Origin of the sequence: Acinetobacter sp. Marseille-Q1618, assembly GCF_902809855.1 — a bacterium.
In the GTDB taxonomy this organism is placed as follows: Bacteria; Pseudomonadota; Gammaproteobacteria; order Pseudomonadales; family Moraxellaceae; genus Acinetobacter.
Genome location: NZ_CADDWJ010000001.1, coordinates 82,949 through 107,863, shown reverse-complemented (window position 1 = coordinate 107,863; position 24,915 = coordinate 82,949). Strand labels below are relative to the sequence as shown.

Here is a 24,915-nt window from a genome sequence, read left to right as displayed (position 1 = left end):
AAACTATTTTACAAAGCTTGAGCTGAAAATACTTAGATTTAATAGCAATACCTATTCGCCAAATAAACCTGGATTAGAAATTAAAATTGACAGTTTTCTAACGTTCGTTTAAAAATATAAAAAATAACCAACCACAAAAACCAAAAGTGAGAAAAACAATGTCAAATACTCAAGGAAAAGTGAGCCGAGAAATTCGTGGTCATATTTTTTTAATTGGCTTAGATCGTGCCAATAAGCGAAATGCTTTTGATAGCCATATGATTCAAGACCTTTCCCTTGCTTTAACAGAATATGAAAATAATCCTGAATTACGTTGTGCGGTCATTTTTGCGCATGGTGATCATTTTACCGCAGGCTTAGATTTGGTTGAGTTACAACCTAAACTTGCCGATGGTGTGTTCAGCTTTAGTGATGAGATGGTCAATCCTTGGGGAACTGTGGGACGACAACGTACTAAACCTTTAGTGACTGCGGTACAAGGTTATTGTTATACCGCAGGTATTGAGTTGATGTTGAACTCGGACATTGTCGTTGCCAATGAAAATACTCAATTTACACAAATAGAAGTACAACGTGGCATCTTACCTTTTGGTGGTGCAACTGTACGTTTTATACAAGCAGCTGGTTGGGCGAAAGCTATGAAATATGTTCTAACAGGTGACTTATTCTATGCGCAAACTGCTTATGAAATGAATCTAGTGACCGAAGTGGTTGAAGGCAATAATCAATTAATTCGTGCCATTGAGTTGGCTGAACGTATCGCACAAGCAGCACCTCTGGCAGTACAAGCAGCGCTCAAATCTGCACACCAAGCATTTTTACAAAGTCCTGAAGCTGCATTTGCAAATTTACAAGGATTGCTCAATCCACTACTCAGTTCTGAAGATGCACAAGAAGGCGTAAATGCCATGTTAGAGCGTCGAGCACCTCAATTTAAAGGCAAGTAATTGATTTAGATAAATTTTATTGAAATAAAGTTGAGTGAAGTAATTTAAAATAGAGAAATGACGATGCAAAATCTACAACGACAAACTGAAATACTGGGTTTTGATACTGAAAAAGTTTCCTTGAATGCGTTAGATGGCTATGTTTTAAGTGGTGTGGTGTATTCTCCAACCACAGTCACGACCAAAGCCAAAATCATTCTTGCCAGTGCAACAGGTGTCCCACAAGGTTTTTATCGTCGTTTCTCTGAATATATGACTCAATATGGCTATCAAGTCCTGACTTTTGATTATCGTGGCGTGGGTAAATCTGCTCCAGAACACCTCAAAGGTTTTGAAATGTCCTATCTCGATTGGGGTAAGTTTGATCTGGCAGGTGCAATTGAGTATTTCTCAGATGAGCAACATCCGCTATTTGTTGTCGGGCATTCTTATGGTGGACAGGCTTTAGGTTTAACACCCAACCATAGCAAGGTTACTGCTATGTATTGCTTGGGTACAGGTGCAGGTTGGCATGGGTATATGCCATTTAAAGAGCGCATGAAAGTTCAAGTGATTTGGAACATCGTGTTTCCACCCATCGTCGCATTCACAGGCTATCTGCCGTGGAGTAAGCTAAACATGGGGTCAGATTTACCTAAAGGGGTTTATCAACAATGGCGCAAATGGTGTAAAAATCCGACTTATTTCTTTGCTGATCCTGAACAAGCAGAGCTTAAAGATTTATATGCCCAAGTCAAAACACCAATTTATGCCGTGGCAGCCTTAGATGATGATTGGGCATTGCCAAGTTCACGGCATGCTTTTATGCAACATTATCAAAATGCAGAAATGCATTATATCGATATCGATGCCAATAGCTTTGGCTTAAAACAGATTGGGCATATGGGTTATTTTCGTCAAGGCTCAGAAGCCATTTGGGATCAAATCCTACATACTTTTGACCAACTTATTCATCGTTAAGTTTTTATTTCTTTTATGGAAAATCATGCGCCCGCAAAAGCTCACGACACCTCAAATCCTACAACGTTGTGCTTTACAATTTAAAATACATGGCTACGCAAGCACCAGTATGGAGATGTTGGCAAAAGCGTGTGGGTTAACTAAGGCTGCTTTTTATTATCATTTTCCCAATAAAGAAGCTTTGTTACTTGAAGTGTTACAACATACTCATCAGTATTTAAAAAAACATTTATTTCAAATTGAACTGTCGGGCAATACACAAATCGTGATGCTGTTTGAACAAATGCACCAACGTGCTGTTGAGTTTTTTAGTGCTGAAGTATGCGGTTGTTTGATTGGTATCATTTCCTTAGAAGCAGCCACTATTTCCTTTGAAGTTTATAAAAAAATTCAACATATTTTTCAGGATTGGCAAACTGCTTTTTATCAACTCTTTTCTCAAAAACTAGATACAATCCAAGCACAAACATTAGCTAAAATCAGTGTTGCAGATTATGAAGGTGCAATTTTAATGTATCGTTTTAATCAAGATTGTTTTTATTTAGAACAGGTTAAGCAACGAATTTTAAAACAAATTGCCTGTTAAGAGTAAATTAAAAACTTTAAAATATAATTTAAAATCAAACCGTTGTTTTAAACTCTGCCTTATGCTCTACTCCATGACGATCGACATGTGTATAAAAAATTCCATATTTACCGACATAATATTCTAAAGATTGATGACGATAATTCCAGTAGATACACCATTCATCTAAATCAAATTCACCAATTTGACTGTCCGTTTTGGCAGGCATTTTACTTAAAAACTGTTGTTGAATTAGTTCTGCTTGCGTCAGTTGCGTACATTGTAATTGCTGTTCAAATAGTAATTTTGCCACATCATCAAATAACAATTGCTCTTCATCGTTAAATGCCATCGGTTCGATTTTTGTAGTTTGGGTTTTGGGCTGAGTCGCATCTTTGACCGCTTTAAAGGTCGAAGGTTTAAATTTGGAAACTTGCTGAGTAGTGATCATTCTATACACTAAAAAAATCACGATCATTACAATAATCAAAACCAGCAGCATTTTCATATTTAAAGCTCCACTTGATTTAGTTTTATCACATCAGCTTATTTATTATCCTACCTAAATGCTTCATGTTGGAAGTTTTTTACATGACCTGAAGAGTAAGTTAAACCTTTGGTATTTTCTTTTTTGAGTACAAGGGCTTGCCCTACTTTTTTAAACTTTACTTGCGCCTGATGGTCATCACCGATATAGACTTTCTTTTGTAAAATAATATTTTCACCTTGAACAGCGACATCCACACTGCCCTCATCAGAAGTCATATAAGGGATTTTTGTAGAATATACATGTTGCGCATCCTGCAACCAGATTAAAATCAGGTCTCCCCCACGCTCATTCATATTGTCAAATACCACAATGGACGAACCAACTGCATATGCATCAATATCCACATAAGCACTCGCATCAGTAGTTTGATCATAGAAAAACAACTGTTTTCCTGACGCAAACTTAAGTGCATAAGCAGAATAATATTGAGGATTATCATGCTTTTGACGAATACACGAGTAGCTATTTAAAGTGACTTTTCCAACATTGAGTGAATAAGTTTTCGGTTTAAATACATCAAGCGCATCTTGTTTACACACCTTACTCAGTTGTGAATGAGATTGAAGTGTTTCAAATTTTATATTTGCATCGGCATGTCCAAAACTACAGATCATGCCCATAATCACTATGAGATATTTTTTCATCTTCTTCATAATTACTTATTTTAATCATAGACTTAATATTAAGCCAATAACCACTGAATCAACGAGGATTTATAGCAAAACAATACAAAAACTCTCTACACCTTCGGCTTGAGTAAATATTTCGCTAATTTCTGGCTACTTGTCATCGCCAATTGGTCAACATAATGACTATAAAACGCTGCAACAAATAAAGTCACCGCAATAAAAATCAACGATGCCAAGACGACAGAAAATAGATAACTTGCGCCTAAATTTAACAATAAATTAAACACAGGAATGCAAATTAAATACATCAAAACCAAATGTAATAAATACACAGAAAAAGATAATTTCCCTAACCAAATCAACACGGGCTTGTCTAAAAAACGAGATAACGCTTGACTCATTAAAATGCTATAAACAATGAAAATACCTGCAAAAAAATTGCTATATTCATAAGTTCTTTCACCAATCTGCGCATATAACCAAGCATAAGACCAACTGCTATTATGCGCACCAGCCAGATACAATCCAAAGATCAATAAGATAATGGCAATAAACAGCGGAATTTGACGACCATAAAAATAAAAATACATGCCGATGATAAAACTAGAAATACCATAAAAAAAGCCTTCACCTCGCCACCACAGTGCCAAACCTGCAAAAGCCACTGAACCCAGCACAAAAATAGCGGTATGCAGTTGTTTTAAATAAATTAAAATAAATAGTGTAAATGAACCAAGTAGTTCAATTGTCATCGTCCAAAGTACCCAATTGATACTACTTTCCGCAAACAAAAAAGAGCCTATGGTTCCTTCATAAACTGCCGTTTTCAGTGAGAAATCTTGCGTGACATAAGCTTGTAGCCACCCCCCCACTTGACTGCTATCTATCTGAATCGTATTAAAAACAAGCCAAATGATCAAACAGGAAATCAATGCAGGAATCATCAAGCGTGGATAGCGTTTAATCCACATATTTTTAAGTTTAAATGTAATCTGCTCAGGCACCTTGCAGATCGCATAACTTAAGACATAACCACTCAGCACAAAAAAAATAAAAACGGCAGCCGTACCTGAATACCAAAATGCAAAAGGTGAATGGTGAATGGCATAAATCAGTTGATTATTGGCAATATCATTGGCATCAAAATGATGTAAATAAGGAATAAAACTTAAACTTAAATGTGACAAAACCACAGCTAAACATGCCAAGCCACGAATGCTCTCAGCCGAATTTATTTTTTGCATGTGAAATTAACCATGAATCTTTTACCTCTTGCATCCACTGCATTTATACATTCAAGTCAAATAAAAAATCCCACTAAAATGTGGGATTTTTTACTCTTACGTTTACTGAATAGAAATAATTTTCCCATTTTCATCATGATAAACTGTACTGACTTTCTGCTGACGGCCAGCTTCAATCTGTTGCACATTTAAAGCAAAATGTTCAGCATAATCAGATACAGCCTTACTTTGCGCTTGGCTCGGTGTTTTTGCAGGAATAAAACGATTCCATAATAATAAACTTAATGCACACACCATCAGTGCGATAAGACCATGCTGCAATACTAGTGTAAAAGCAGAGATAATATTGTTCACAATATGTGGCTTTTGGATGCCGAGTACCCCGATCAATAACAAGAGCGGACGCCATAACAATATCCAAACACCCCATAACATTGCAGTTGAGGTATTTGATAAATAGCGTTTATGCCAAGGTAATTGTTGACGTAAGTCGATAATCAGATTTGATTTCATTTTACCAATACTCTAAATGCCTAAGAGCGCATTCCTCGATCAGGACTAATCCAACGGGCACGTTTACCACTACCACGCAGTAAAACTTTCGGAAATGCGACGATGCTTGCTGTTAAGGTAATTAACCAAAAAACAAAGGGATACCAAATCATCCAATAATAATTCTTTAAAAGATTTGGTTCATATCTACTATCCATCCATTTGCTTAAAGCAAACTGAAGTAAACAACTCAAACCTAAAAGAATTCCACTGCCATATGGTAAAAATGGCGAACTTGCAGTTTGACTTAAACCTGAAATTGGAAAGATAAAATGCAATAACCAAATTATAGCAACAGCAAGCATCAGATACGACCACACTAAGGTCAGTACCAACTCCAAAATCAGTGGCCAAAGATAATTGAGCTTAGGTTTAAATACAACATCTATATTTTTAATTAAGACTTGTGCCCCACCCATCGCCCAACGTAAACGCTGTTTCCATAAACCATTTAAAGTTTCAGGCATCAGAATCCACACCAACGCATTCGGCTCAAAATGGATATTCCAACCAGCACGCTGTAATTTCCAAGTAATATCAATGTCTTCTGTCAATGCATTTGGTGACCAATAGCCCACATCATGCACAGCACTTTTACGAAAAGCGGTAATCACGCCTGACACCGTGAACAAACGACCAAAAGTCCGTTGCGCACGTTTGATTAACCCCACAATCGAAGAGAACTCGCCTACTTGGATACGTCCGAGTAAAGTTGATCGTGTACGAATACGCGGATTTCCTGTCACGGCAGCGACAGAATTATCTGCCAGAAAATGACGTACCATCCACATTGCAGCATGTGGATCAAGCAAAGCATCTCCATCGATGCCGATCAGATATTCAGCATCGGTGAGTAAACTGCCCGCTTGTAATGCCATCGCCTTACCTTGATTATGCGCCAAATGTACCACACGTAGTTTTTCATATTTTGCTGCCAAAGCATCTAAAACTTGTGCTGTATTGTCTGAACTCCCATCATTAATGGCAATCACTTCAAAATCAGGATAATTCAACTGAAGTGCATGGCTTAAAGTTTCTTCTGCATTGTCCTCTTCATTAAAACATGGGACAAGCACTGCCACTTTTGGATAAGTAGGCAGTGGGTTAGGTTGATCATAAGGTGGCTCTTTCTTTTCTTTTTGATAGAAAATAACTGCCCCAATCATCCAAAGATATGACATGAAGAGTGGATAAAAAAACACAAAATCCAAAGCCATATGCCAAAAATGCTGTAAAAATTTCATAAAAATACGATCATGGAACCAGACGGTTGGTTTTTAAGCCAAACACTTCTCGCATCATTTTAGGGTCTGGATGGTTTTTAAAAGGATCATCAGGATAATAGGCAATGTGCATTGCCCCCTGCTGATAAAGCGATTTTATCGTATCTGCCATCTCTTGTGTTGGAACAGCCTGATTATTTCTCCAATTGGTTGCTTGCAGCTCAAATACAGTTTTCTTTAGTCCATTTGGATATGACTTCACTCGCTTCACAAGATCGTTAAAAAACTTTTCTTTATCTTCCACTTGCTCCATATATGGCATTGCCATAATCGCAGTAAAGTCATAACGATTTAGAGATTGCTCTAAGGACTGCGCATACCAATTTTCCGAATATGCATTCAGTGCAACTTGTGCATACATATTACGAGCGGTCACGAGATATGGATGATAATAGCGAATCTGGTCTGCCATTTGCATCGCAAAATCATCAATGGTTTTGGTTTTAAATGCAGTCCACTTTTGCAATTGCTCATCATCTTTACGTACTGCATCTAAGTCAGTAGAAATGCCTGCAGCTTTATAGGCAGCCAATGCATAGTCACTGGTGTCTTCATAATCGGATAAAGTCGTATCATCATGGAATAAAATACCATTAAAATTTGAAGACTTGGCTAAATCCTCATAAATCCCACGAATCACTTCACGTGCTTCAGGAGAATATGGCGACAAACGATGATAGCCCATATTTAAATGATCAGATTTTTTAGCTTGCTGCGTTGCTACCAAATGTTTGGATACAGGATTTTTGTCAGGTAATTGCCATGCCAAAAGTGGCATCCAAGCATACAAGCGATTGACTTGAGTACGCGACTGAATTTGCCATGCGACACGGTTGAACAAGTCAGCACGCATCGGCAAATAACGATTCGGGAAATACACCATATCTGCCGAACCATCTGCATCAGGATCAGAAAAGGCTTGTAAATAAACCGTATTGACTTTCATGGCTTGAATACGATCCAGTAACAATCCGATATTTTTCTCTTCTTGTGCAGGATCAGCATCATATAAATAGTCTAGGTCGACATGCATGATTTTCTGTGGACGATTATTGTCATTTAAACCCATTTCACGGGTTCGAATGTCTGCCAATAAATCTTCTCGTGTTGTATCACTTTCCACCAAGATTCGATTTAAATGGCTTAAAGACTGTTTTACATCATTGCTGCCATCATCCAAAGTGATGGTAATCGGCATGCCTAATTGATTGGCGATTTCCACTGTTTTCATGTTGTATTGCCCATACGGCCAAACCATCACACGTGGACTACGGATGCCATGTTGTTGCAATAACTCATTATTTTTCTTTAAATCTTGATAAATTCGACCTGCATACGCTTGATCAGATTCATAACTTTTTGTTTCTGGAGAATACAAACGTGTGGTTGCCGCAGGCTCAGAATTGCCTTGCGGATTACCTAAAATCCCACGATGCAAATCATAACTGTGGTTGCCGATCTCGACATAGCCACTGTCTTGCATTTCTTTAAGTTCAGCCCATGTCAAAATATCACTGCGTGGAATTTTTTGATCACCGAAACTCACCTGTTTATCTTGTGTTTCAATCCATGAACCGACCACAGACAGCACTACAGGAATACGCTTTTCCTTAACGATGGGATAAGCATATTTATAAAAGCTTTGATACCCATCATCTACAGTCAACAATAATGGTTTTTTAGGTAATTTATATTGGCCTTGATTGGCTTTGATCAATTGATCCACACTAATAAAATTGAAGCCATCTTTTTTTAATGACTTAATCTGCTGTCCAAATTGTTTGGATTTAATTGCATATTGTGGGATCAATGCTCGTTCATGATCCGTAATCTCATGATAACCAATGATGGTGAGTAAATTTCTATCGGGTTTCAGCGTTTCTGCATGTGACATCATACTCATGGAAGTAGCCAATAAAGTTAAACACGCAAAGATGGGTGTAGAAAAACGATTTAACATAAATTTTCAGCTCATTGATTTTATGGATGTTTTCTTGATTAATGAGTATTATCAATTGGTTGAGTTTATATTTAAGCGCAATCTTAACTTTCATCATTTAACAGTGTGCTAAAACATAAAATGGGAGTAAATTAAACAAAAACTCAAATCATCAGGCAAACATTCTTAATGACGTATTTTATAAGGTATAATCCTGAAATGAATATTAAAATTAAAGTTTTGTGTTGATTGCACGCTCTTCGATATCATAAGTGGCGAAAAAAACTTCACCTAATCATTTGTTTTCTTTTTTATTTTTAGAAAAATCACAACTTGTTTTTGCTTTTCTCAGCATTACATCGCATAACAAAACTCCTTATTTTTATTATTTGCTTACTTATTTTAAATTCTTTAAATTTTCAAATTAGCAAAACAAAAAACTCCAAGCCATGCTCAGAGTTTTTATAATCTCAAAATGAAATCACATGCTTAATCACGTGTTTTTACATCATATAATTCAATTTCAAAAATCAAATTTGAGTTCGCAGGGATGATATTCCCCATTTTACGATCACCATACGCCAAATGAGCAGGAACGATCAGTTTACGCTTACCGCCCACTTTCATTCCCATAATTCCCTGATCCCAACCTTTGATCACACGCCCCGTACCGATCACAGTTTCAAAATAGTTACCACGATCAAGTGAAGAGTCGAACTTAGTGCCATCTTCTAACCAACCTGTGTAATGTGTAGTGATTAAAGCACCTTTAACGGCTTCTTTCCCTTCACCCACCACTAAATCGATAATTTTTAACTCAGCTGTCATCACTTTGCTCCGCGTTTAAATGTTTTATTTAACTTAATCTTGATTGATTTTACTGTAACTGTGTCCACTCGATCATCGCTTGGGCATGATCACCAATCAATGTCCATTCACCATCCATCACATTCAGCTGCAATTGCATCGTACGCTCACAAAGTTGTTGAATTGCTTCAGTAGTCGCTTCAGACAATTGCCAAACTTGCACATTGGACAATGTTTTTAACTTTGAACTGCGTTTATACCATTCTGCAACCGCAGAACCATAAGCAATCACTGCGACATTTTTACAACGTGCTGCTGCTTTTTTAACTTTATCTTCATCAGGTAGACCTACTTCGATCCATTGAACCAGTTGACCTGTTAAATCTTTTTCCCACAATGCAGGCTCATCAGTTTCAAATAAATCTTTGGTAAACTCCAAGTCTTCACTGGCAAAACGAGCAAATGCCAAAACACGTACCATCAAACGCTCGATCGTTTCAGAAGGATGTAACGCCATCGTGAGTTGATAATCACCATATTGATGTACATCCATATTGGCAATATTTAAATCTGCCTTATAAATCGTTGCTTTTAGCGCCATGAACAATCCAAAATTCAAGTTCGTCAATATGGCGCTAGTCTATAAGATTTCCCAGAGAATTACTGTGCTTTTTCTACTGAATCAATCCGACAATTTAATAATGCAGCCTCAAAATTTTCCCAGTCCCGATCTTGCTGGGTAATTACTTCAACTCGATTATCAATATTTTCTGTGCCTGATTTATAGTTAAGTTGTTCTGGATTAAAATTAAACGTCATCCAACCTTGATCAGTATTCAATATTGCTTTGATTCTTAACCAATCTTTTTGTTCACATAATACATCTAAGAGATCATAGAAGTTAAATTGCCAACGTTTAGAAAATTTCCAACCAGCAACGGTATAACCATTTGAAGACTCAACATAATGATATGGCAATTGTTTAATTTCAGGCAAAAGCTCATTGTCTGAAAATTGCTTTTGCACCTGAATCAACGGCACAATTTTCCGTTGCATGCCTTGATGAGCAACATCAATGTGTTCAAGTTGAATATTGCCCTGTTCCGCCATTAACCAGTTTTGAATATGGGTAAAATGCTCATCTTTTAAATCATTCAACACACGTTGATCAACTTCCGACATACTTTGCACATGTGAAACCACCACAATTTGTGCTGCTTTGATTTGATCTTGATACAACTCTTGTGAAACCCATTCAACGTCATGCAAACGTGAACCATCAATCACCGTAACCAAAGCCCGCATATCTACTTGAGATCGCCAATGCGGTTCAGTCAGTTGTTCTAGTAACTGTGCAGGATGCCCCAAACCAGTGGGTTCTATAAATAAACGATCTGGTTTTTTTTCTTGAATCAACCGTGACAAAGCAATTTGCATCGGTAACTGACTTGCACAACATAAGCAACCACCGAGCAACTCTTTAACTTCATAACCTTGATCGCTGGGCAATAACTGTTGATCTATACCAATTTGCCCAAACTCATTCATCAAAATCGCCCATGTTTCATGTTCAGGTTTTTGTTTCAAAACATGTTGTAACAAGGTGGTTTTTCCAGCACCTAAAAATCCAGAAATGATGTGGGTTTTAACTGCTACACTCGCAATAATTTTCACAGGGACACACTCAATGAAGAAAAACTTAGGGATCAAAGCCTAGTTTAGAATTAATTTTGCAGATAATCATATAAACAAAGCACATAAAATCTTAAAATATAACTAAGATATTATTTTTTATCATAAAAAATCTCAAACTGATACTTGAAATTAATTTAAGCGATTAATTTTTATTGATTTTTTAAAAATACATCAATCTAAAAAATTTGAAGACATTCTTAAATAAAAATTAAAAAATAGCAGCAATTAATTATTTTATGTTGATTCTAAGTAAATTTTTAGATTATTTTTTGAGCAATTTTTCATATTTTCACACATTTTGAGTAGGGAAAATGGAGGTTTTTTCACAATAATCACACAAAAGTTGGATTTTTATATCTGTTGCGTAACTCAAACTGTTTTCCTTTGTTCATAAGGTTGCCTATTTTTTTATCACCGCTTAGCATTATTTCCGTTCCCAATGATTGTTGTCACTCAATTAATCAACTCGACAATGTAAAAATCTTGGGCGTTATTTTTAAATGAATAAGGATGCCGATCATGAATTTAGTTAAAACTCTTTTAGCGACTACTTTTGCTCTAACTGCTGCAACTGCTTCTTTTGCTGCAACTGAACAAGCGGCTGATGAAGCTGAAAAAGTAGTTGTTTCAACTCAAGAATCTGCGACAACTGAAGATGCTTCTGCTGCTGCTCAACCAACTTCTGAACAACCAGCAACTGAAAGTGCTGCTGAAGGTTCAGCACCAGCTGCTCCACAAGCAAATCAATAAGATTTGATTATCTCTCTCAAGATAACAATTTAAGTTAAGTTCACTTAATTTAGGAAAAAGACTAAATCATGCTGCGATTTGGTCTTTTTTCTTTTACATACTTAACATTTATAACCATCTATTTTTAGTAAATGATGTGGTAGTGTTTCAAAAGAATGATGACTATATTTTACTCACTACTTATACCAATCAATAAAAATTTTATAATATATTTTTGAAATGAATTTTTGCTTCCAATCATAAATTGAGACGCAAAAACGTCATCCGCAATTGTCCGAGACAGGACTACTAATAATTGATCATATTTTTACAATACATCAATCAATTTACGGTATTTGTCGAGTTCTGTGGTGAGGAGCAATGCTCCGCAAGGTGGTTTTCTTGCGCAGTTTCACTGCTCATTTTGCCGAATGAGAAACATCGTTTCTTAAGAGTAGGTCGAGTCTGAGCAAGTCAAAGTATACTTTGACGAAGCGCAAGACGCAGTGGCTAGTCCCTAAATACAAACTTTAGATGTAAAACTCCATCGAAAACAAACCACTTATATTATGTTATTTTCCAAGAATGTTATTATATAGCTTGAAACCATTGTACATCTTTTACGGAATCACGCTGCTGGATTAGCTGAATAAATGGTCTAAACTCATCTAAATAAGGAATAATTTTAAAAGAAATCGCAAAGACTAACCAATAAGCTAAATATAAATCAGCAGCAGAAATTTTATCGCCCAACAAATACGGTTTCGCTTGACTCAAACCTTGTTTGATAAAATCATAAACAGCTTGCTCTGTTCCCATACTTAAACTACGACGACGAGCTTCAATTTGCTCAGATGTAACATTTAAACTTTTAATATCCATCAGTTCTGTTAATGGACCATGACAAAAAAATAACCATTTCAAGTATTCACCCCGTTTAGGATCATCCAAAGCTGGAGCAAAGCCACGATCAATATATTTATCCGCCAAATAAGCAAAAATAGCAGGTGTCTCTGAAATAACCGAATCAGCATCAATCAAACACGGAACTTTCCCCATAGGATTAATTTTAAGATATTCTGCTTCTTGCATATAAGCATAATCAATTTGTACCAATTCAACTTCAGGCTCAATTCCAAGTTCAATCAATAAAGGTAAAATGGTATTTCCGCGAGATTGTACATTTGTATAGAGTTTCATTATTTTCAATCCATTTTTATATTGTGTATTCTCAGTATAATAAAAACATCTCTCTAAAATATTAAATTATGCTGCCAACAACAAAAATTATACTAATCTAACCCGTTCATGGTGTTGCAAGTATAGTGTGATTTTCATTCCTAAATATTCTGCCTATAACCTATAAATTGAATTGATATTTTCAGCTAGAGATAAGTAGAGTTCTTACTTCAACAAAGTTAATTTTTGTGCCACGCTCATTTTATATAAAAACATTGTCAACATAATCACCACTGCGCAAAAAAGATAAGTAAATTGATAACCTAAATAAGCAATAATCAAGCCCATGATCACAGAGCCTACAGCCATTCCAAAATCAAACAGAGTAAAGAAAGTTGAAATGGAATGCCCCATTCGTTCTTTGGGTACGGCTTGTATTGCAACAGTTTGAAAACATGGAAATAGCGAACCATAACCTATACCGATAAATATTGCTGCTAACCATAAAACCCATTGCGAGTCTGCGAAACTGACTATGACTAATCCAATAGCAAAAGATACAAAAGATGGATAAATCACAGCACTTGCACCTTTACGATCATAAATTTTACCGACCCAAGGACGTACAACAATCATTGCCAATGCAAAAATAATAAAAAATAAACTCACATAGTGCAGTAATTTTTGTACTTCGGCATATGCAGTAATAAAACTCATAACACTGGAATAAGCAAAAGCAACCAGCAACGCCACACAACCAATTGGAATCGCTCGTTTTTCAATAATATCTGTAAGTTTCAGACGAGAATTGGTCTCATTGTTATTGAGTTTTATCGTGAAATTAGAAGGTACAGGAATAACGAGGCAGAACAAAAAACCTATACAAATAATCGCAGTTAATACCTGAAAAACAGTTATAAAATCACTAAATTGTAAAATAGTTAAAGCAATCAACGGGCCAAATACCACAGCCAAATTGGTTGACATGACAAAATAACCCATGCCCTCGCCTTTACGATCTTCAGGAATAAACTCGTTGGCTATAGGCACAGCAACTGTGGTTAAAATACTAAACCAAATCCCATGAATAAAACGCACTGCCAATAAAATCCATAAACTATCTGCCAAAAGATAGGTAAAAGCACAGACAACAAACAGCAATTCAGAACCTCGAAAAGCCAGTTTCTTGCCTATTTTTTCAATGATTAAACCCGAAAATGGACGTACCACAATAGATGACACTAAAAAAAGAGTCAGTGCCAAACCCGCTTGTTGAACCGAGCCTCCTAAAGATTTTAAAATATAAACAGGTAAAATCGTTAAAAAAGCAAAGTAGTAAGTAAATAAAAATAAATTATTAAATATGCATAAAATAAAGTTTCTATTCCATAACTTATCATTCTGAACTAAATTAATTGTATTCATCCCTGCAACCAAACGATAGACTCCGTTTGGTCTGATTGTAAGAAATCATTTTCAACTTAATAAATACTTTTTTTCTCTGACATCATTCTTAAAAACACTCAATAAATCCTATTCATTTAATTCTCATTAACTAAAAATCCATAAAATATCTGACTGCATTTATCTAGATATAGATCTGTATTCGTTTAATTGGGATCAAAATAAAGCGATAAAAAAAACCTCCAAATGGAGGTTTTTTTAATTAACTGTGTGAGCTTTTTTTATAAATACTACATGAAGGATGATGATTTTCTTGTAAACGTGCAACTTTACGATGCTCTGCTGCTTCAAAGCGACAACGTTTCCAATCATTATCTAAATTTAATGGTGGAATTTGTTTTGGTTTACCATTTTCATCTACCGCAACCATGGTGAAATAACAACTATTGGTATGGCGAATAGAACGCTTTTGAATATTCTGTGCCTCAACACGAATACCAATTTCCATAGATGTGCGACCTACATGATTGACACTGGCTAAAAATGTCACTAATTCACCAACATGAATCGGCTCTTTAAAGTTTACTTTATCCACTGATAAAGTTACCACATAACTTCCTGAATAACGACTTGCACATGCATAAGCGACTTGGTCGAGCAACTTTAAAATCGTGCCTCCATGTACATTACCTGAAAAGTTTGCCATGTCAGGCGTCATCAAAATGGACATCGTTAATTCAGATTGGTCTTCTGTTGCAGGGATCATTTGATCGAGTGGTGACATTGTTTTCTTGACTCAGTGTTCAGACAGGAGATAGAGAACTATTATTATATATCTTTTCAAGCAAAAAATATGTTTAATTCGGCAATTGACCATTACCTCATATGATATTTCTCATTGAAGTCATTTATAAAATCTATAGTTTAGTCATCTCTCCTTTTATAAAATTTTCTATTCTTTTATAAAAGATACCACACGTAACATTTCCATTGGAATATTGTCATAACTTAAGACTTGATTACTCACAGATTGGAGTTGTATTTCATATGATTGATCCAAATTGATTTTAGTGACCACAAAAACCAATTCTGGTTGTGTTGCGAGTTTTACTTTTTGACCTATACTAATTTTCGTCATTTTACCTTTGCAACCTAAGTATAAATATTTTTTAAATATTAAATTTAACCAGATTATAAATATTTTTATAAAATGAGTAAATATAAGTAAATGATTTTTAAAATCATAAAAATATGTTTTTTTTCAAAGATCATTTAAAATAAGCCAATACGATAGCTAAAAGCTATAATTTAATTTTGCACACTCAACTCAGTAAATTGCTCTTGTCCTAGTTCTTTCTTTTTCATATTCAACACTGTTTTAATATCATTCAATCTTTGCTTGGCTGCATCTTGCCCAACTTGCATAGTATATTCACGTGTTTTTACATCAAAAATATGTGCTTTTTCACGCAAGTCAGGTTGTATCACAATATCTGCATTTTTTAGTTCTTCAGCCGCTAAATGACTTTGCATAATATTGATATTCTGGTTAAACAAGCCCCAAACATTGCTGGTTTCTGTATGAGCGGGTTGCGCTAAGATATTCACAGCAATCACAATATCAGCACCTAAATTTCTTGCCACATCAACGGGAACAGGGCTAACTAAACCACCGTCGACATACTCATCTCCATTAATGTTGGTTGGTATAAACATACTCGGAATGGATACCGAGGCACGTACTGCCTGTCCTGTATTACCATAATTAAAAACAACTTTTTGACCATTTTTTAATTGTGTTGCAACCACATACATCGGGATTTTCATATGTTCTAGTGTTTGATTTGCAACTTGTGTATTAATGAAATCTTCAACTTTTTGTCCATCAAAAAAGCCTTTCATTCCGATTTTGAACTCACGCACATCTTTTACTTTTAAATTCAGTGCAATTTCTCGTAATTCTTCCGCAGATTTACCACTCGCATAAAGAGAACCTACTATACTCCCTGCACTGGTTCCTACGATAAAATCAGGTTTTATTCCTTGTTGCTCTAACACCTCAATCACACCAATATGCGCATAACCTCTTGCTCCCCCACTTCCTAATACCAAAGCAACCACAGGTTTTTTATGTGCGTTTTTAAACTTATAAAAACTTTTATCTAACTGTGAACGTGCTACAGAAACAGGTGGAGTAGTGACAGAAGCTGACTCTAATGGATTACTTTGACATGCAGTCAACATCACGCAACACATTAAAAGGCACAAGGTAATTTTTTGCATAAAATATGATTCTCACTTTTGCACATATCAGAGCACAAACACACAATAAAAACTGTTAAATTTTTTTTGTCATATTTAAATAGTATAATGCGAAACGTACTTTATTGAATATTTAGACACTGAATTTTTATGTAAAATAAATATTTTTAACTCAACAATTAATAATAAAATTAATAATTTAAATACAAAAATTTAACCATAAAATAAAAAGCCAATCTTTAAAGATTGGCTTTTTATTCAGTGATTTATAATTTTAAACAAAGAATTTTAAAATGACCTGAATCACTGTTGCATTGATCAAGTCAACAAAGAAAGCACCACATAAAGGTACGATTAAGAATGCTTTATGTGAAGGGCCATACATATTGGTAATCGCCTGCATATTTGCAACGGCGGTTGGTGTCGCTCCCATACCAAAACCACAGTGACCCGCTGCAAGAACTGCCGCATCATAGTTTTTACCCATTACACGGAATGTCACAAATGCAGCATATAAAGCCATTGTCAACGTTTGTGCAGTCAAAATCACGACCAATGGTCCTGCCAAATCAGCCAATTGCCATAATTTTAATGATAACAATGCCATAGCAAGATATAAAGACAGTGCAGCATTACCAAATACGTCAATTGCACGGTCAAACATGTTGATACGTAATACACTTTCTAAAATATTACGTAAAAGTACACCCCCACCGAGTGCCCAAACGAATGTTGGTAATTCGAACCATTGTCCTTTACTGTAACCTGTCATAAATTCAGCAAAAGCAAGACACGCTGCAAATAACCCTAAAGTCGTAATAGCATTATCTGCGGTGATTAAACGTACTTGTTGTGGATATTCAAACGGAACATATTCACCTAAACCACTCAATGGCTCACTGTTGGCATCATCTACTTCAGTGCGTGTTCTAGGGCTTGAAAGTTGATAGCGGTTAATTAACAGTTTTGCCAAAGGCCCACCAATAATACCCCCGATGATCAAGCCAAAAGTCGCACTCGCCATACCTAAAGCCAATGCACCTTGAATGCCATGTTGGGTTTCTAAAATTTCACCCCAAGCACCCGCTGTACCATGACCACCTGTTAAAGTGATTGAACCTGCGATCAAACCAATTAATGGGTCTAATCCTAAAGCAGATGCTAGGCTCATCCCGACAATATCTTGCACAATGATAAAAGAAGCCACACAGACCAAGAAGATAACGAGTCCGACACCACCTTCTTTTAATTTAGCAAAGTTGGCACTTAAACCAATCGAAGCAAAGAACACCAACATAAAACTGGTTTGTAATTCGCTACTGGTGGTAATGCTATAACCAAACATATTATGGATGATCAATGACACAACCGCAGCGACTAAGCCACCTGCAACTGGTTCTGGGATATTATATCTACGCAAGAAGTCAATTTTATTGACCAGAATACGCCCAAGCAGCAATACAATTACGGCGGCAATCAGCGTGTAAAATGCATTAAAAGTAAATTCCATCATTATTTCCATTTAATTGAGGTGATACTTTTTGTTCTACAGTCTTATTTGTCATTTAAGACATTCCCATTTCAAAAGCAAATGAAGTAAAACTGCACAACGAAAAGGAATACAGAACAGCGCTATTCTGAAAATGCTATATCAATAAATTTAGACTATATTTCTTGATGGATAGAAATAAGATATGAGATCGCAAGCACATTTTATAAATCATCATCATTCCTTCTATCATTGATAAAATGGTAGTTTCATCAAAACATCAGAACTACAGCCTATTCATCTGGATATCATCATGAATAAACTGACCAAACAATATTAAAAGCTTTGCTAATACTGTTACAAAATTGCTGTAAATCACTTGTGTGATTTGTAAGCTTAAAAAGAGGCAACATTATGCAGAATTTCACAAAAATGTCTGCTTTTTTTTACAATTTTATGAGTATTTATACCTTGTTATTAGACTAAAGTTATAGATGAGATTTATTTTGATGATTTTTAAATCAAAAATAAAGTATTTATTTTTTAGTGATATGTAAATAAAACAGGAGCGATTTACGCTCCTGTTTTTAAATCATATACAAGCAAAATTAGAAGTTATATTTTGCCATTAAACCAACACGGTTATCTTTAAATGATTTACCTTCAAAAGTTTCACGCTTACCGTTCACATATTCAACACCTAAATCAAGTGGCTTAGCTGGCGAATAAATTACGTTTAACCAACCTTGTTGAACTTTTTCATTTGCAGCTTTATTTGCTTTAGCAAAATCAGTACCATCATCTGCAAATAGAGCGCCATAAGCTAAAGTTGTACGTAAGTTCGGTAAAATCTTATAAGTACCACCTACTTGAAGTGCTGTAAACTCATTCTGTTCAATATCACCATTTACTACAGAGTACGCACTGTTACTGCCATATAAATAATTGCTATTACCTACGACATAAGAAGCATCAGCAAAAAGTTTCAATGGTTCAATAACTTTAAAGTCTGTACCTATAGCAATACCCCAACCTGTTTGGTTATCACTTGTTGCTTCAGATTTATAATTTTCTACAAATACACGTCCAGAAGCTTTACCATTACCACCAGCATAACCTTGAGTAACTTTCGCAGTTAATACAGGTAATGTATATTTAATGTCTTCGCTTTCAACAGATTTTCCGTCAACAGTTTCTTTATATTTAGCTGAACTATTACCTTCTTCTAAAGCAACGAATAAATCAGTTGATGGTGCTAATTTATAATTATAACGAACTTGTGGAATACGTGTAGTACCACCGCCTACATTCGTATTAAAGTCAATCATCTCTGGTGCGTGACTAGATAAGAAGTTAGATGTTGTTTGACCAAATAACCAATTATTATAAGTTAAGTATGCATGACGGATACGTAAGTTTTCACTTGCACCATTTCCAGCAAAGTCAACTTCAATTTTACCCCCCACTTTGGCATCAGCAACTGGTGCTGTAAAATCTAAACCAATACGTGTTGTTTTTGCAGTTGCACGTAATTTATCTTTTGTTTGACCATCGCTGCTACTTACTTTGTTAAAGTCGTCATCTGCACCTTCAATGATATAGTTTGCATCACCACGAATGAAACCATACAAATTCACATCTGCACCAGTTTTAGATTTTAAAGATGCCAAAGGTGACTGTGGTGCAGCAGGTTGAGTTGCGACTTCTTGTAATTTAACTTGTTGCTGTTGTTGTACTTGTTGTTGCTGTTGAACTAATGCTTTTAAAGCTTCAACTTCTTGACGAAGTTGTTTGATTTCCTCTTGATCAGATGTTGCTGCGTTTGCTGTTGTAACCATTAAAGCAGTTACAGTTAGCGCTAAGCTCTTCAAAACAAATGTTTTACTGTTGAGGAATCGACTCATAAAAAACTCCTAGTCTTTAATTGTGTGCTGCATCCGTGCAAAATTGGCTGAATCACCCCTCTATAATGAAGATACAACCAATGTTTTTGTCTGTTGTTTGTAGTAGCGTTCACTACTACCCCCTCTAAACCTGCACATTTGCTTTTTTGTTAAATTATGAAAGCGTTGAAACTTAGGTTAAAACATAAAAGTAACATTATGTGTAAAAGGATAACACATGTGTAATTTATCTTAACTTCATGGCTTTATTAAAATCAGTTTTACCGAATAACATTATATTTTCAATTCTTTTTTCGGATTAACTTTTCAATTTTTGTTATATATTCTTACATTTATGCTTCATCATAAAACATGTAGATTAAGCATATACGACTAATGTCTATCACTTTTTTTAACGCCATAACAAAATAATATGAAGATTTTATGGATATGAGTTAAATTCTAAGCACCGCTTTTTTTATTTAGCATGACGATTTAAAAATTTTTAAAGTAAAAAGCCAAAATAAAAGTACTTTCAAATTGGCTAAATTGAAAAATTAAACTAAAAGTTTCGTGATTATTAGACGTCTAGTTGTTGTTGCTTTTTAACGAAGTAAATCGCTATACCACCAGCTAAAGTGAAAGCAAGCATTAAGATTCCCATATTTAATACATGATTAAATACTAAGAAATTGAGTATCACGCCCCCAATTAAACCACACGCAAACTGTGTACTTCCCATAATTGCGCTTGCAGTTCCTGCACGTTCTCCTTGCTTTGCCATTGCCAAAGCCATCGCATTTGGACCTGTAAAACCGATTCCTGAAACAGTCAAAAACATGCCGATCATAATCACCCACAGTGGTGCATTAAGCATTAATCCAGCCATCACAATAATGATAGCCCCTAAAACTTGATTAACTCCACCCAGTTGTAAACGCTGTACCACAGATAACTTATTTGCTAATTTTTTATTTAAAAATGACATAAATATTATGCCTAAGGCATTCAAACCAAATGCATAAGCAAACTGTTGCTCATTTAAGTGATATTGATCCATCAATACCGCAGAAGCTGAGCCAATATAAGCAAATAATGCTGCACCTGTTAAACAGCCAGCCAACATGGGTAAATAAAAACTACGGTCTTTAAAAATTGCGACATAGAGTTGGAGTACTTGTTTAACATTTAGATTTAAACGGCGTTCTTCTGCCAATGTCTCTTCAAAGAAAAAATGCACACAGATCAGACAAAATAAACCAATTAACATAAGCACAATAAAAACATAGTGCCATTCAAAAAAATACAAAATCCATGCGCCAAATGTAGGTGCAAGTACAGGTGCAATTCCCATCACGATCATCATGCTTGCAAAGGCTTGGGCAGAACCTTGTACATCGAGCTTGTCACGAATCGCAGCACGTGCCATCACCACGCCAACACAGCCACCCAGAGCTTGCAAAACTCGTGCAGCAATCAATGACCAATGATCATCTGCCAGAACGCAAAGTAAGCTTGCACCAGCAAACAAGCTCATCCCAAAATACAATGGTTTTTTTCGTCCAATTCGATCGCTAATCGGACCATAAATCAACTGCCCCATTGCCAGACCAAAAAAATAGGCAGGCAAAGAGTTAGCAACTTGCTGAGTTGAAACATTAAAGTCTTGTGCCATTTGAGGTAAAGCGGGTAAATACATATCAATGGACAAAGGTCCAAGCGATGTAAATAGCGCAAGTAATAAAATCCAGCCCGCAGAATATTGCTGTCTAGCATGTGGTTGAGACATAGAAATGGGATAATTTAATGGCAAGAAATGCAGACAAGTGTAACCCTTGCATTGTATTATTTCTATTGCTGATTAATTGAAATTTCACACGATACGATTTTCATTTTTAGGCATAACAAAAAAATATTTTTCAAGGGAATTGGTTTGAATACTTGGCTGAATCGGCTTAAAAAAGCAACTTACAATACCAGTATCATGTATAACTTACGCATGGTCATTGCTTTTGCAGGCACGGCTTTTGTACCTTATTTTTTAGATCAACAGCTCATGACGATTCCGCTAACTTTGGGGGTCGTGGCAGCAGGTCTCAGTGACATTGATGATCGCTTTTCTGTGCGAATCATGAACTTGCTGTATACCTATATTGGATTTTTTGTGACAGCAGCATCGGTGACACTGCTATTCCCTTATCCAATTTTCTTTGCACTCGGTCTTATTGTTTCTTGTATTGGTTGGATTTTATTAGGTTCCCTCGGTCGGCGTTATGCCACCATTTCTTATGGTTGCTTGGTCATTTCTGTCTACTCGATGCTTGGGGTGAGTTTATTTGAACCGTGGTATATGCAACCGAGTTTATTGGTCATTGGGGCAGCATGGTATGGTCTCATTTCAACCATTAGCTTTTTACTGTTCCCTGTACGTCAAGTACAAGACAAACTTTCGCAATGCTATTCTTCTTTAGGCGATTTTCTATTTTCCAAGTCCAATTTGTTTGATGTCGATATGACTTCCGAGAGTTATCAACAAAGTATGATTGGTTTGTCTATGGAAAATGGTAAGTTGATCGGTATTTTTAACGATATGCGAACTGCCCTGCTCACTCGATTAAAAGGCGATCGAGGTCAAAGAGATACACGGCGTAGTTTACAATACTATTTTGTTGCGCAAGATATTCATGAACGAGCTGATTCTGCTCATATTGATTATCAAAAATTAGCGAAAATGTTTGAACATAGCGACATTCTGTTTCGCTTTCAACGGATTTTATCTTTACAAGGAAAAGCGTGTAAGGACTTGAGTGATAGTATTTTAAATCGCAATACCTATCAACATAACGCTCGTTTTAAACATGCATTTAAAAACCTAAGACATTCTTTAGATCGACTGCGACAATCGCAAAATTATGACCAAGTTTGGGTCAATGCCTTATTTTCTTTATATCAAAATTTAAAATCCATTGATGCACAACTACAAAATGTCGAAACTGAACGTCATATCAAGTACGATCAAAGCAAACAGTTTGAAAATCAACTCAAAGACGATGATTTAAAAGGTTGGGAGGATATTAAGAGCCGTATCAAACAACATTTAACGCCTGAGTCAGTACTTTTCCGCCATGCGATTCGCGTGTCTGTAGTGTTATTTATCGGCTATATTTTTGTACAAATTACCCAGATTGAATACGGTTATTGGGTTTTATTGACTGCCCTCTTTGTCAGTCAACCCAACTTTAATGCGACCAAGCGCCGTTTGCGTTTACGCATTATTGGTACTTTAGCAGGCATCATCGTTGGTTATGCGATTTTGTATTTTGTACCGACAGTGGAAGGTCAATTACTGTTATTGATTCTTAGTGGTGTTTTATTCTTTGATTTACGTAGTAAACAATATGCTCAAGCGACTGCTTTTATTACGATTTTAGCATTAATTAATTTTAATCTAGATGGTTTAGGTTTTGAAGCTGCGTTGCCTCGCTTAATCGATACTGTGATCGGGTGTGCTTTTGCATGGTTTGGTGTGAGCTTTATTTTTCCAGACTGGAAATTCCGTCGTTTACCACGCACCATCAATCGCTCTTTAGAAGCACAATGTCAATATTTGGCTGAAGTCGTGGATCAATATCATCATGGTCGCAACAATGCCTTGAATTATAGAATTGTAAGACGTGCAGCACACAATACCGATGCTGAGGTTGCATCTTTAATTTCTACGCTAGCCACTGAGCCTGATTTTGATCCGACTCAAAAAAGTCTCGCTTTTGAGTTTTTATGTTTAAATCATACCTTTATTAGCTATATCGCAGCACTCGGTGCGCATCGTGAAAAAATCCATGACCCAGAGATTTTAGGTTTGTTGGATCAAGCCTTAGATGATATTAAAGGTGCTTTGCTTAGAGATGAAATGCCTGATTTAACTGCACATAATATGCTGCAAACCATTCGTTTACGTTTAAATCAGTCTGATGAAGAGTCAGCAAAGGCTTTGATTATTTTACAACAATTGTCTTTGATGTTTAGCATCCTAAAACAATTCAGTACCTTAAAACAAAGTTTAAGCCACGAACGTGATGATCAATCAACTGAACTTGCTTCTTTATAGGCTTACAGTGAATTTGCGGGTATTTTGGTAGAATATACTGACGATTTGATTTGAAATGATGCTAAACTCTGCATAGCTCTATATATTTTTTTAATACTACATTATGACTGCCAAAAATCTTTACGCTTATACCCTACAACCTGTGCCGTATGAAGTTACTGAGGCGGAACAACGCAATGCACAACTTATGATTTGGCGCAGTACCAATAAAATTGGAACAAAAGCTTGGGCAATCATGGGCGTGATTGTTGCGCTATCTTTGCTAGGTCTGATTTTTATTAAAAACTATTCAACTGTGATTTTTTGGGTGCTGCTTGCCTGTGTTGCGATCTACCTGCTTGTGCGTAAATTTGGTTTGGAATGGTACGTTAAACGCAAGATGAACGAGTTCCCAGTACAAGAAATTAAAGGCATAAAACTGGGTGTTCAACCTCATGGTATTGTGATGCGTCAGCAAATGGGCTTACAAGAAGGTGTCGGTACTATTGGTTGGAAAGACATCTATGAATGGTATAACACTCCTGAGTTTTTATTGGTGAACTTTAAAGTGAAAGGTCAACAAGGTGCTTACATTCTACCTAGCCGTATGAACAGTAAAAACTTTTCTTTTGAAACTGTGCGTAAACATTTAAAAGAAACTGTAGGTGAACCAAAAACTCTTTAATCTTCAAATAAATATTAAGCCTCCTC

The 24,915-nt window shown here is 35.9% G+C and carries 23 protein-coding genes; 6 read left to right on the top strand and 17 right to left on the bottom strand.

Features of this window, described 5'->3' with window-relative positions; all coding sequences use genetic code 11:
• The first annotated feature begins 158 nt into the window (after positions 1-158).
• From HUS24_RS00520 to HUS24_RS00510, 3 genes are all read left to right on the top strand, one after another.
• On the top strand, positions 159-947 hold the full coding sequence (locus HUS24_RS00520) for a crotonase/enoyl-CoA hydratase family protein (RefSeq protein ID WP_173910130.1): 789 nt from the start codon (positions 159-161) through the stop codon (positions 945-947).
• Positions 948-1,010: 63 nt separating this feature from the next.
• Positions 1,011-1,907 carry an alpha/beta fold hydrolase gene (locus HUS24_RS00515; RefSeq protein WP_173910129.1) on the top strand — a complete coding sequence of 299 codons (897 nt, stop codon included), beginning with the start codon at positions 1,011-1,013 and terminating at the stop codon, positions 1,905-1,907.
• 25 nt (positions 1,908-1,932) lie between these two features.
• Positions 1,933-2,493: a TetR/AcrR family transcriptional regulator gene (locus tag HUS24_RS00510; RefSeq protein WP_173910128.1), complete on the top strand. Its 561-nt coding sequence runs from the start codon at positions 1,933-1,935 to the stop codon at positions 2,491-2,493.
• 34 nt (positions 2,494-2,527) lie between these two features.
• On the opposite strand, the gene HUS24_RS00505 is transcribed toward HUS24_RS00510, so the two are convergent.
• The 9 genes from HUS24_RS00505 to HUS24_RS00465 form a co-directional block, all read right to left on the bottom strand.
• The gene (locus HUS24_RS00505) at positions 2,528-2,980 is read right to left on the bottom strand and encodes a hypothetical protein (RefSeq protein ID WP_173910127.1); all 453 of its coding nucleotides are present in this window, start codon (positions 2,978-2,980) and stop codon (positions 2,528-2,530) included.
• A gap of 50 nt (positions 2,981-3,030) precedes the next feature.
• The gene (locus tag HUS24_RS00500) at positions 3,031-3,666 is read right to left on the bottom strand and encodes a hypothetical protein (protein ID WP_173910126.1); all 636 of its coding nucleotides are present in this window, start codon (positions 3,664-3,666) and stop codon (positions 3,031-3,033) included.
• A gap of 95 nt (positions 3,667-3,761) precedes the next feature.
• The gene (locus HUS24_RS00495) at positions 3,762-4,895 is read right to left on the bottom strand and encodes an acyltransferase (protein WP_173910125.1); all 1,134 of its coding nucleotides are present in this window, start codon (positions 4,893-4,895) and stop codon (positions 3,762-3,764) included.
• Between the two features lie 102 nt (positions 4,896-4,997).
• The gene (gene pgaD, locus HUS24_RS00490; RefSeq protein WP_173910124.1) at positions 4,998-5,408 is read right to left on the bottom strand and encodes a poly-beta-1,6-N-acetyl-D-glucosamine biosynthesis protein PgaD; all 411 of its coding nucleotides are present in this window, start codon (positions 5,406-5,408) and stop codon (positions 4,998-5,000) included.
• 20 nt (positions 5,409-5,428) lie between these two features.
• Positions 5,429-6,691: a poly-beta-1,6-N-acetyl-D-glucosamine synthase gene (pgaC, locus tag HUS24_RS00485; protein WP_173910123.1), complete on the bottom strand. Its 1,263-nt coding sequence runs from the start codon at positions 6,689-6,691 to the stop codon at positions 5,429-5,431.
• 10 nt (positions 6,692-6,701) lie between these two features.
• The gene (gene pgaB / locus HUS24_RS00480) at positions 6,702-8,690 is read right to left on the bottom strand and encodes a poly-beta-1,6-N-acetyl-D-glucosamine N-deacetylase PgaB (RefSeq protein ID WP_173910122.1); all 1,989 of its coding nucleotides are present in this window, start codon (positions 8,688-8,690) and stop codon (positions 6,702-6,704) included.
• A 468-nt stretch (positions 8,691-9,158) separates the two neighbouring features.
• The gene (locus HUS24_RS00475; RefSeq protein ID WP_173910121.1) at positions 9,159-9,497 is read right to left on the bottom strand and encodes an FKBP-type peptidyl-prolyl cis-trans isomerase; all 339 of its coding nucleotides are present in this window, start codon (positions 9,495-9,497) and stop codon (positions 9,159-9,161) included.
• 49 nt (positions 9,498-9,546) lie between these two features.
• Positions 9,547-10,077, bottom strand: coding sequence for a YaeQ family protein (locus HUS24_RS00470; RefSeq protein WP_173910120.1), 531 nt, complete (start codon positions 10,075-10,077; stop codon positions 9,547-9,549).
• A gap of 59 nt (positions 10,078-10,136) precedes the next feature.
• Complete coding sequence (locus tag HUS24_RS00465; RefSeq protein WP_173910119.1) at positions 10,137-11,150, bottom strand: GTP-binding protein; 1,014 nt, start codon at positions 11,148-11,150, stop codon at positions 10,137-10,139.
• Between the two features lie 540 nt (positions 11,151-11,690).
• Here HUS24_RS00465 and HUS24_RS00460 point away from each other — a divergent pair.
• Positions 11,691-11,921: a hypothetical protein gene (locus HUS24_RS00460; RefSeq protein WP_173910118.1), complete on the top strand. Its 231-nt coding sequence runs from the start codon at positions 11,691-11,693 to the stop codon at positions 11,919-11,921.
• A 570-nt stretch (positions 11,922-12,491) separates the two neighbouring features.
• Here HUS24_RS00460 and HUS24_RS00455 read toward each other — a convergent pair.
• From HUS24_RS00455 to HUS24_RS00420, 8 genes are all read right to left on the bottom strand, one after another.
• Positions 12,492-13,100: a glutathione S-transferase family protein gene (locus tag HUS24_RS00455; RefSeq protein ID WP_173910117.1), complete on the bottom strand. Its 609-nt coding sequence runs from the start codon at positions 13,098-13,100 to the stop codon at positions 12,492-12,494.
• Between the two features lie 204 nt (positions 13,101-13,304).
• The gene (locus HUS24_RS00450) at positions 13,305-14,504 is read right to left on the bottom strand and encodes an MFS transporter (RefSeq protein WP_173910116.1); all 1,200 of its coding nucleotides are present in this window, start codon (positions 14,502-14,504) and stop codon (positions 13,305-13,307) included.
• Positions 14,505-14,745: 241 nt separating this feature from the next.
• Positions 14,746-15,267 carry an acyl-CoA thioesterase gene (locus HUS24_RS00445; RefSeq protein WP_171530241.1) on the bottom strand — a complete coding sequence of 174 codons (522 nt, stop codon included), beginning with the start codon at positions 15,265-15,267 and terminating at the stop codon, positions 14,746-14,748.
• Between the two features lie 168 nt (positions 15,268-15,435).
• Positions 15,436-15,621 (bottom strand): hypothetical protein, encoded by a 186-nt coding sequence (locus tag HUS24_RS00440; protein ID WP_173910115.1) that lies wholly within the window; start codon positions 15,619-15,621, stop codon positions 15,436-15,438.
• Between the two features lie 170 nt (positions 15,622-15,791).
• Positions 15,792-16,766, bottom strand: a complete 975-nt coding sequence (locus HUS24_RS00435; protein ID WP_173910114.1) for a patatin-like phospholipase family protein — start codon at positions 16,764-16,766, stop codon at positions 15,792-15,794.
• Between the two features lie 253 nt (positions 16,767-17,019).
• On the bottom strand, positions 17,020-18,255 hold the full coding sequence (gltS, locus tag HUS24_RS00430; RefSeq protein WP_173911356.1) for a sodium/glutamate symporter: 1,236 nt from the start codon (positions 18,253-18,255) through the stop codon (positions 17,020-17,022).
• A 587-nt stretch (positions 18,256-18,842) separates the two neighbouring features.
• The gene (locus tag HUS24_RS00425) at positions 18,843-20,138 is read right to left on the bottom strand and encodes a DcaP family trimeric outer membrane transporter (RefSeq protein ID WP_173910113.1); all 1,296 of its coding nucleotides are present in this window, start codon (positions 20,136-20,138) and stop codon (positions 18,843-18,845) included.
• Between the two features lie 559 nt (positions 20,139-20,697).
• Positions 20,698-21,906: a multidrug effflux MFS transporter gene (locus HUS24_RS00420; RefSeq protein WP_173910112.1), complete on the bottom strand. Its 1,209-nt coding sequence runs from the start codon at positions 21,904-21,906 to the stop codon at positions 20,698-20,700.
• 144 nt (positions 21,907-22,050) lie between these two features.
• On the opposite strand from HUS24_RS00420, the gene yccS reads away from it, so the two are divergent.
• Entirely contained in the window at positions 22,051-24,225 is a 2,175-nt protein-coding gene (yccS, locus tag HUS24_RS00415; RefSeq protein ID WP_173910111.1) for a YccS family putative transporter, read from the top strand.
• A 103-nt stretch (positions 24,226-24,328) separates the two neighbouring features.
• Positions 24,329-24,889, top strand: coding sequence for an SdpI family protein (locus tag HUS24_RS00410; RefSeq protein ID WP_173910110.1), 561 nt, complete (start codon positions 24,329-24,331; stop codon positions 24,887-24,889).
• Positions 24,890-24,915: the final 26 nt, after the last annotated feature.

Bases quoted from the DNA above. Each gene is read 5' to 3' on its own strand.
- HUS24_RS00520 (WP_173910130.1), top strand. From the start codon at position 159: ATGTCAAATACTCAAGGAAAAGTGAGCCGAGAAATTCGTGGTCATATT.
- HUS24_RS00515 (WP_173910129.1), top strand. From the start codon at position 1,011: ATGCAAAATCTACAACGACAAACTGAAATACTGGGTTTTGATACTGAA.
- HUS24_RS00510 (WP_173910128.1), top strand. From the start codon at position 1,933: ATGCGCCCGCAAAAGCTCACGACACCTCAAATCCTACAACGTTGTGCT.
- HUS24_RS00505 (WP_173910127.1), bottom strand. From the start codon at position 2,980: ATGAAAATGCTGCTGGTTTTGATTATTGTAATGATCGTGATTTTTTTA.
- HUS24_RS00500 (WP_173910126.1), bottom strand. From the start codon at position 3,666: ATGAAAAAATATCTCATAGTGATTATGGGCATGATCTGTAGTTTTGGA.
- HUS24_RS00495 (WP_173910125.1), bottom strand. From the start codon at position 4,895: ATGCAAAAAATAAATTCGGCTGAGAGCATTCGTGGCTTGGCATGTTTA.
- pgaD (WP_173910124.1), bottom strand. From the start codon at position 5,408: ATGAAATCAAATCTGATTATCGACTTACGTCAACAATTACCTTGGCAT.
- pgaC (WP_173910123.1), bottom strand. From the start codon at position 6,691: ATGAAATTTTTACAGCATTTTTGGCATATGGCTTTGGATTTTGTGTTT.
- pgaB (WP_173910122.1), bottom strand. From the start codon at position 8,690: ATGTTAAATCGTTTTTCTACACCCATCTTTGCGTGTTTAACTTTATTG.
- HUS24_RS00475 (WP_173910121.1), bottom strand. From the start codon at position 9,497: ATGACAGCTGAGTTAAAAATTATCGATTTAGTGGTGGGTGAAGGGAAA.
- HUS24_RS00470 (WP_173910120.1), bottom strand. From the start codon at position 10,077: ATGGCGCTAAAAGCAACGATTTATAAGGCAGATTTAAATATTGCCAAT.
- HUS24_RS00460 (WP_173910118.1), top strand. From the start codon at position 11,691: ATGAATTTAGTTAAAACTCTTTTAGCGACTACTTTTGCTCTAACTGCT.
- HUS24_RS00455 (WP_173910117.1), bottom strand. From the start codon at position 13,100: ATGAAACTCTATACAAATGTACAATCTCGCGGAAATACCATTTTACCT.
- HUS24_RS00450 (WP_173910116.1), bottom strand. From the start codon at position 14,504: ATGAATACAATTAATTTAGTTCAGAATGATAAGTTATGGAATAGAAAC.
- HUS24_RS00445 (WP_171530241.1), bottom strand. From the start codon at position 15,267: ATGTCACCACTCGATCAAATGATCCCTGCAACAGAAGACCAATCTGAA.
- HUS24_RS00440 (WP_173910115.1), bottom strand. From the start codon at position 15,621: ATGACGAAAATTAGTATAGGTCAAAAAGTAAAACTCGCAACACAACCA.
- HUS24_RS00435 (WP_173910114.1), bottom strand. From the start codon at position 16,766: ATGCAAAAAATTACCTTGTGCCTTTTAATGTGTTGCGTGATGTTGACT.
- gltS (WP_173911356.1), bottom strand. From the start codon at position 18,255: ATGGAATTTACTTTTAATGCATTTTACACGCTGATTGCCGCCGTAATT.
- HUS24_RS00425 (WP_173910113.1), bottom strand. From the start codon at position 20,138: ATGAGTCGATTCCTCAACAGTAAAACATTTGTTTTGAAGAGCTTAGCG.
- HUS24_RS00420 (WP_173910112.1), bottom strand. From the start codon at position 21,906: ATGTCTCAACCACATGCTAGACAGCAATATTCTGCGGGCTGGATTTTA.
- HUS24_RS00410 (WP_173910110.1), top strand. From the start codon at position 24,329: ATGACTGCCAAAAATCTTTACGCTTATACCCTACAACCTGTGCCGTAT.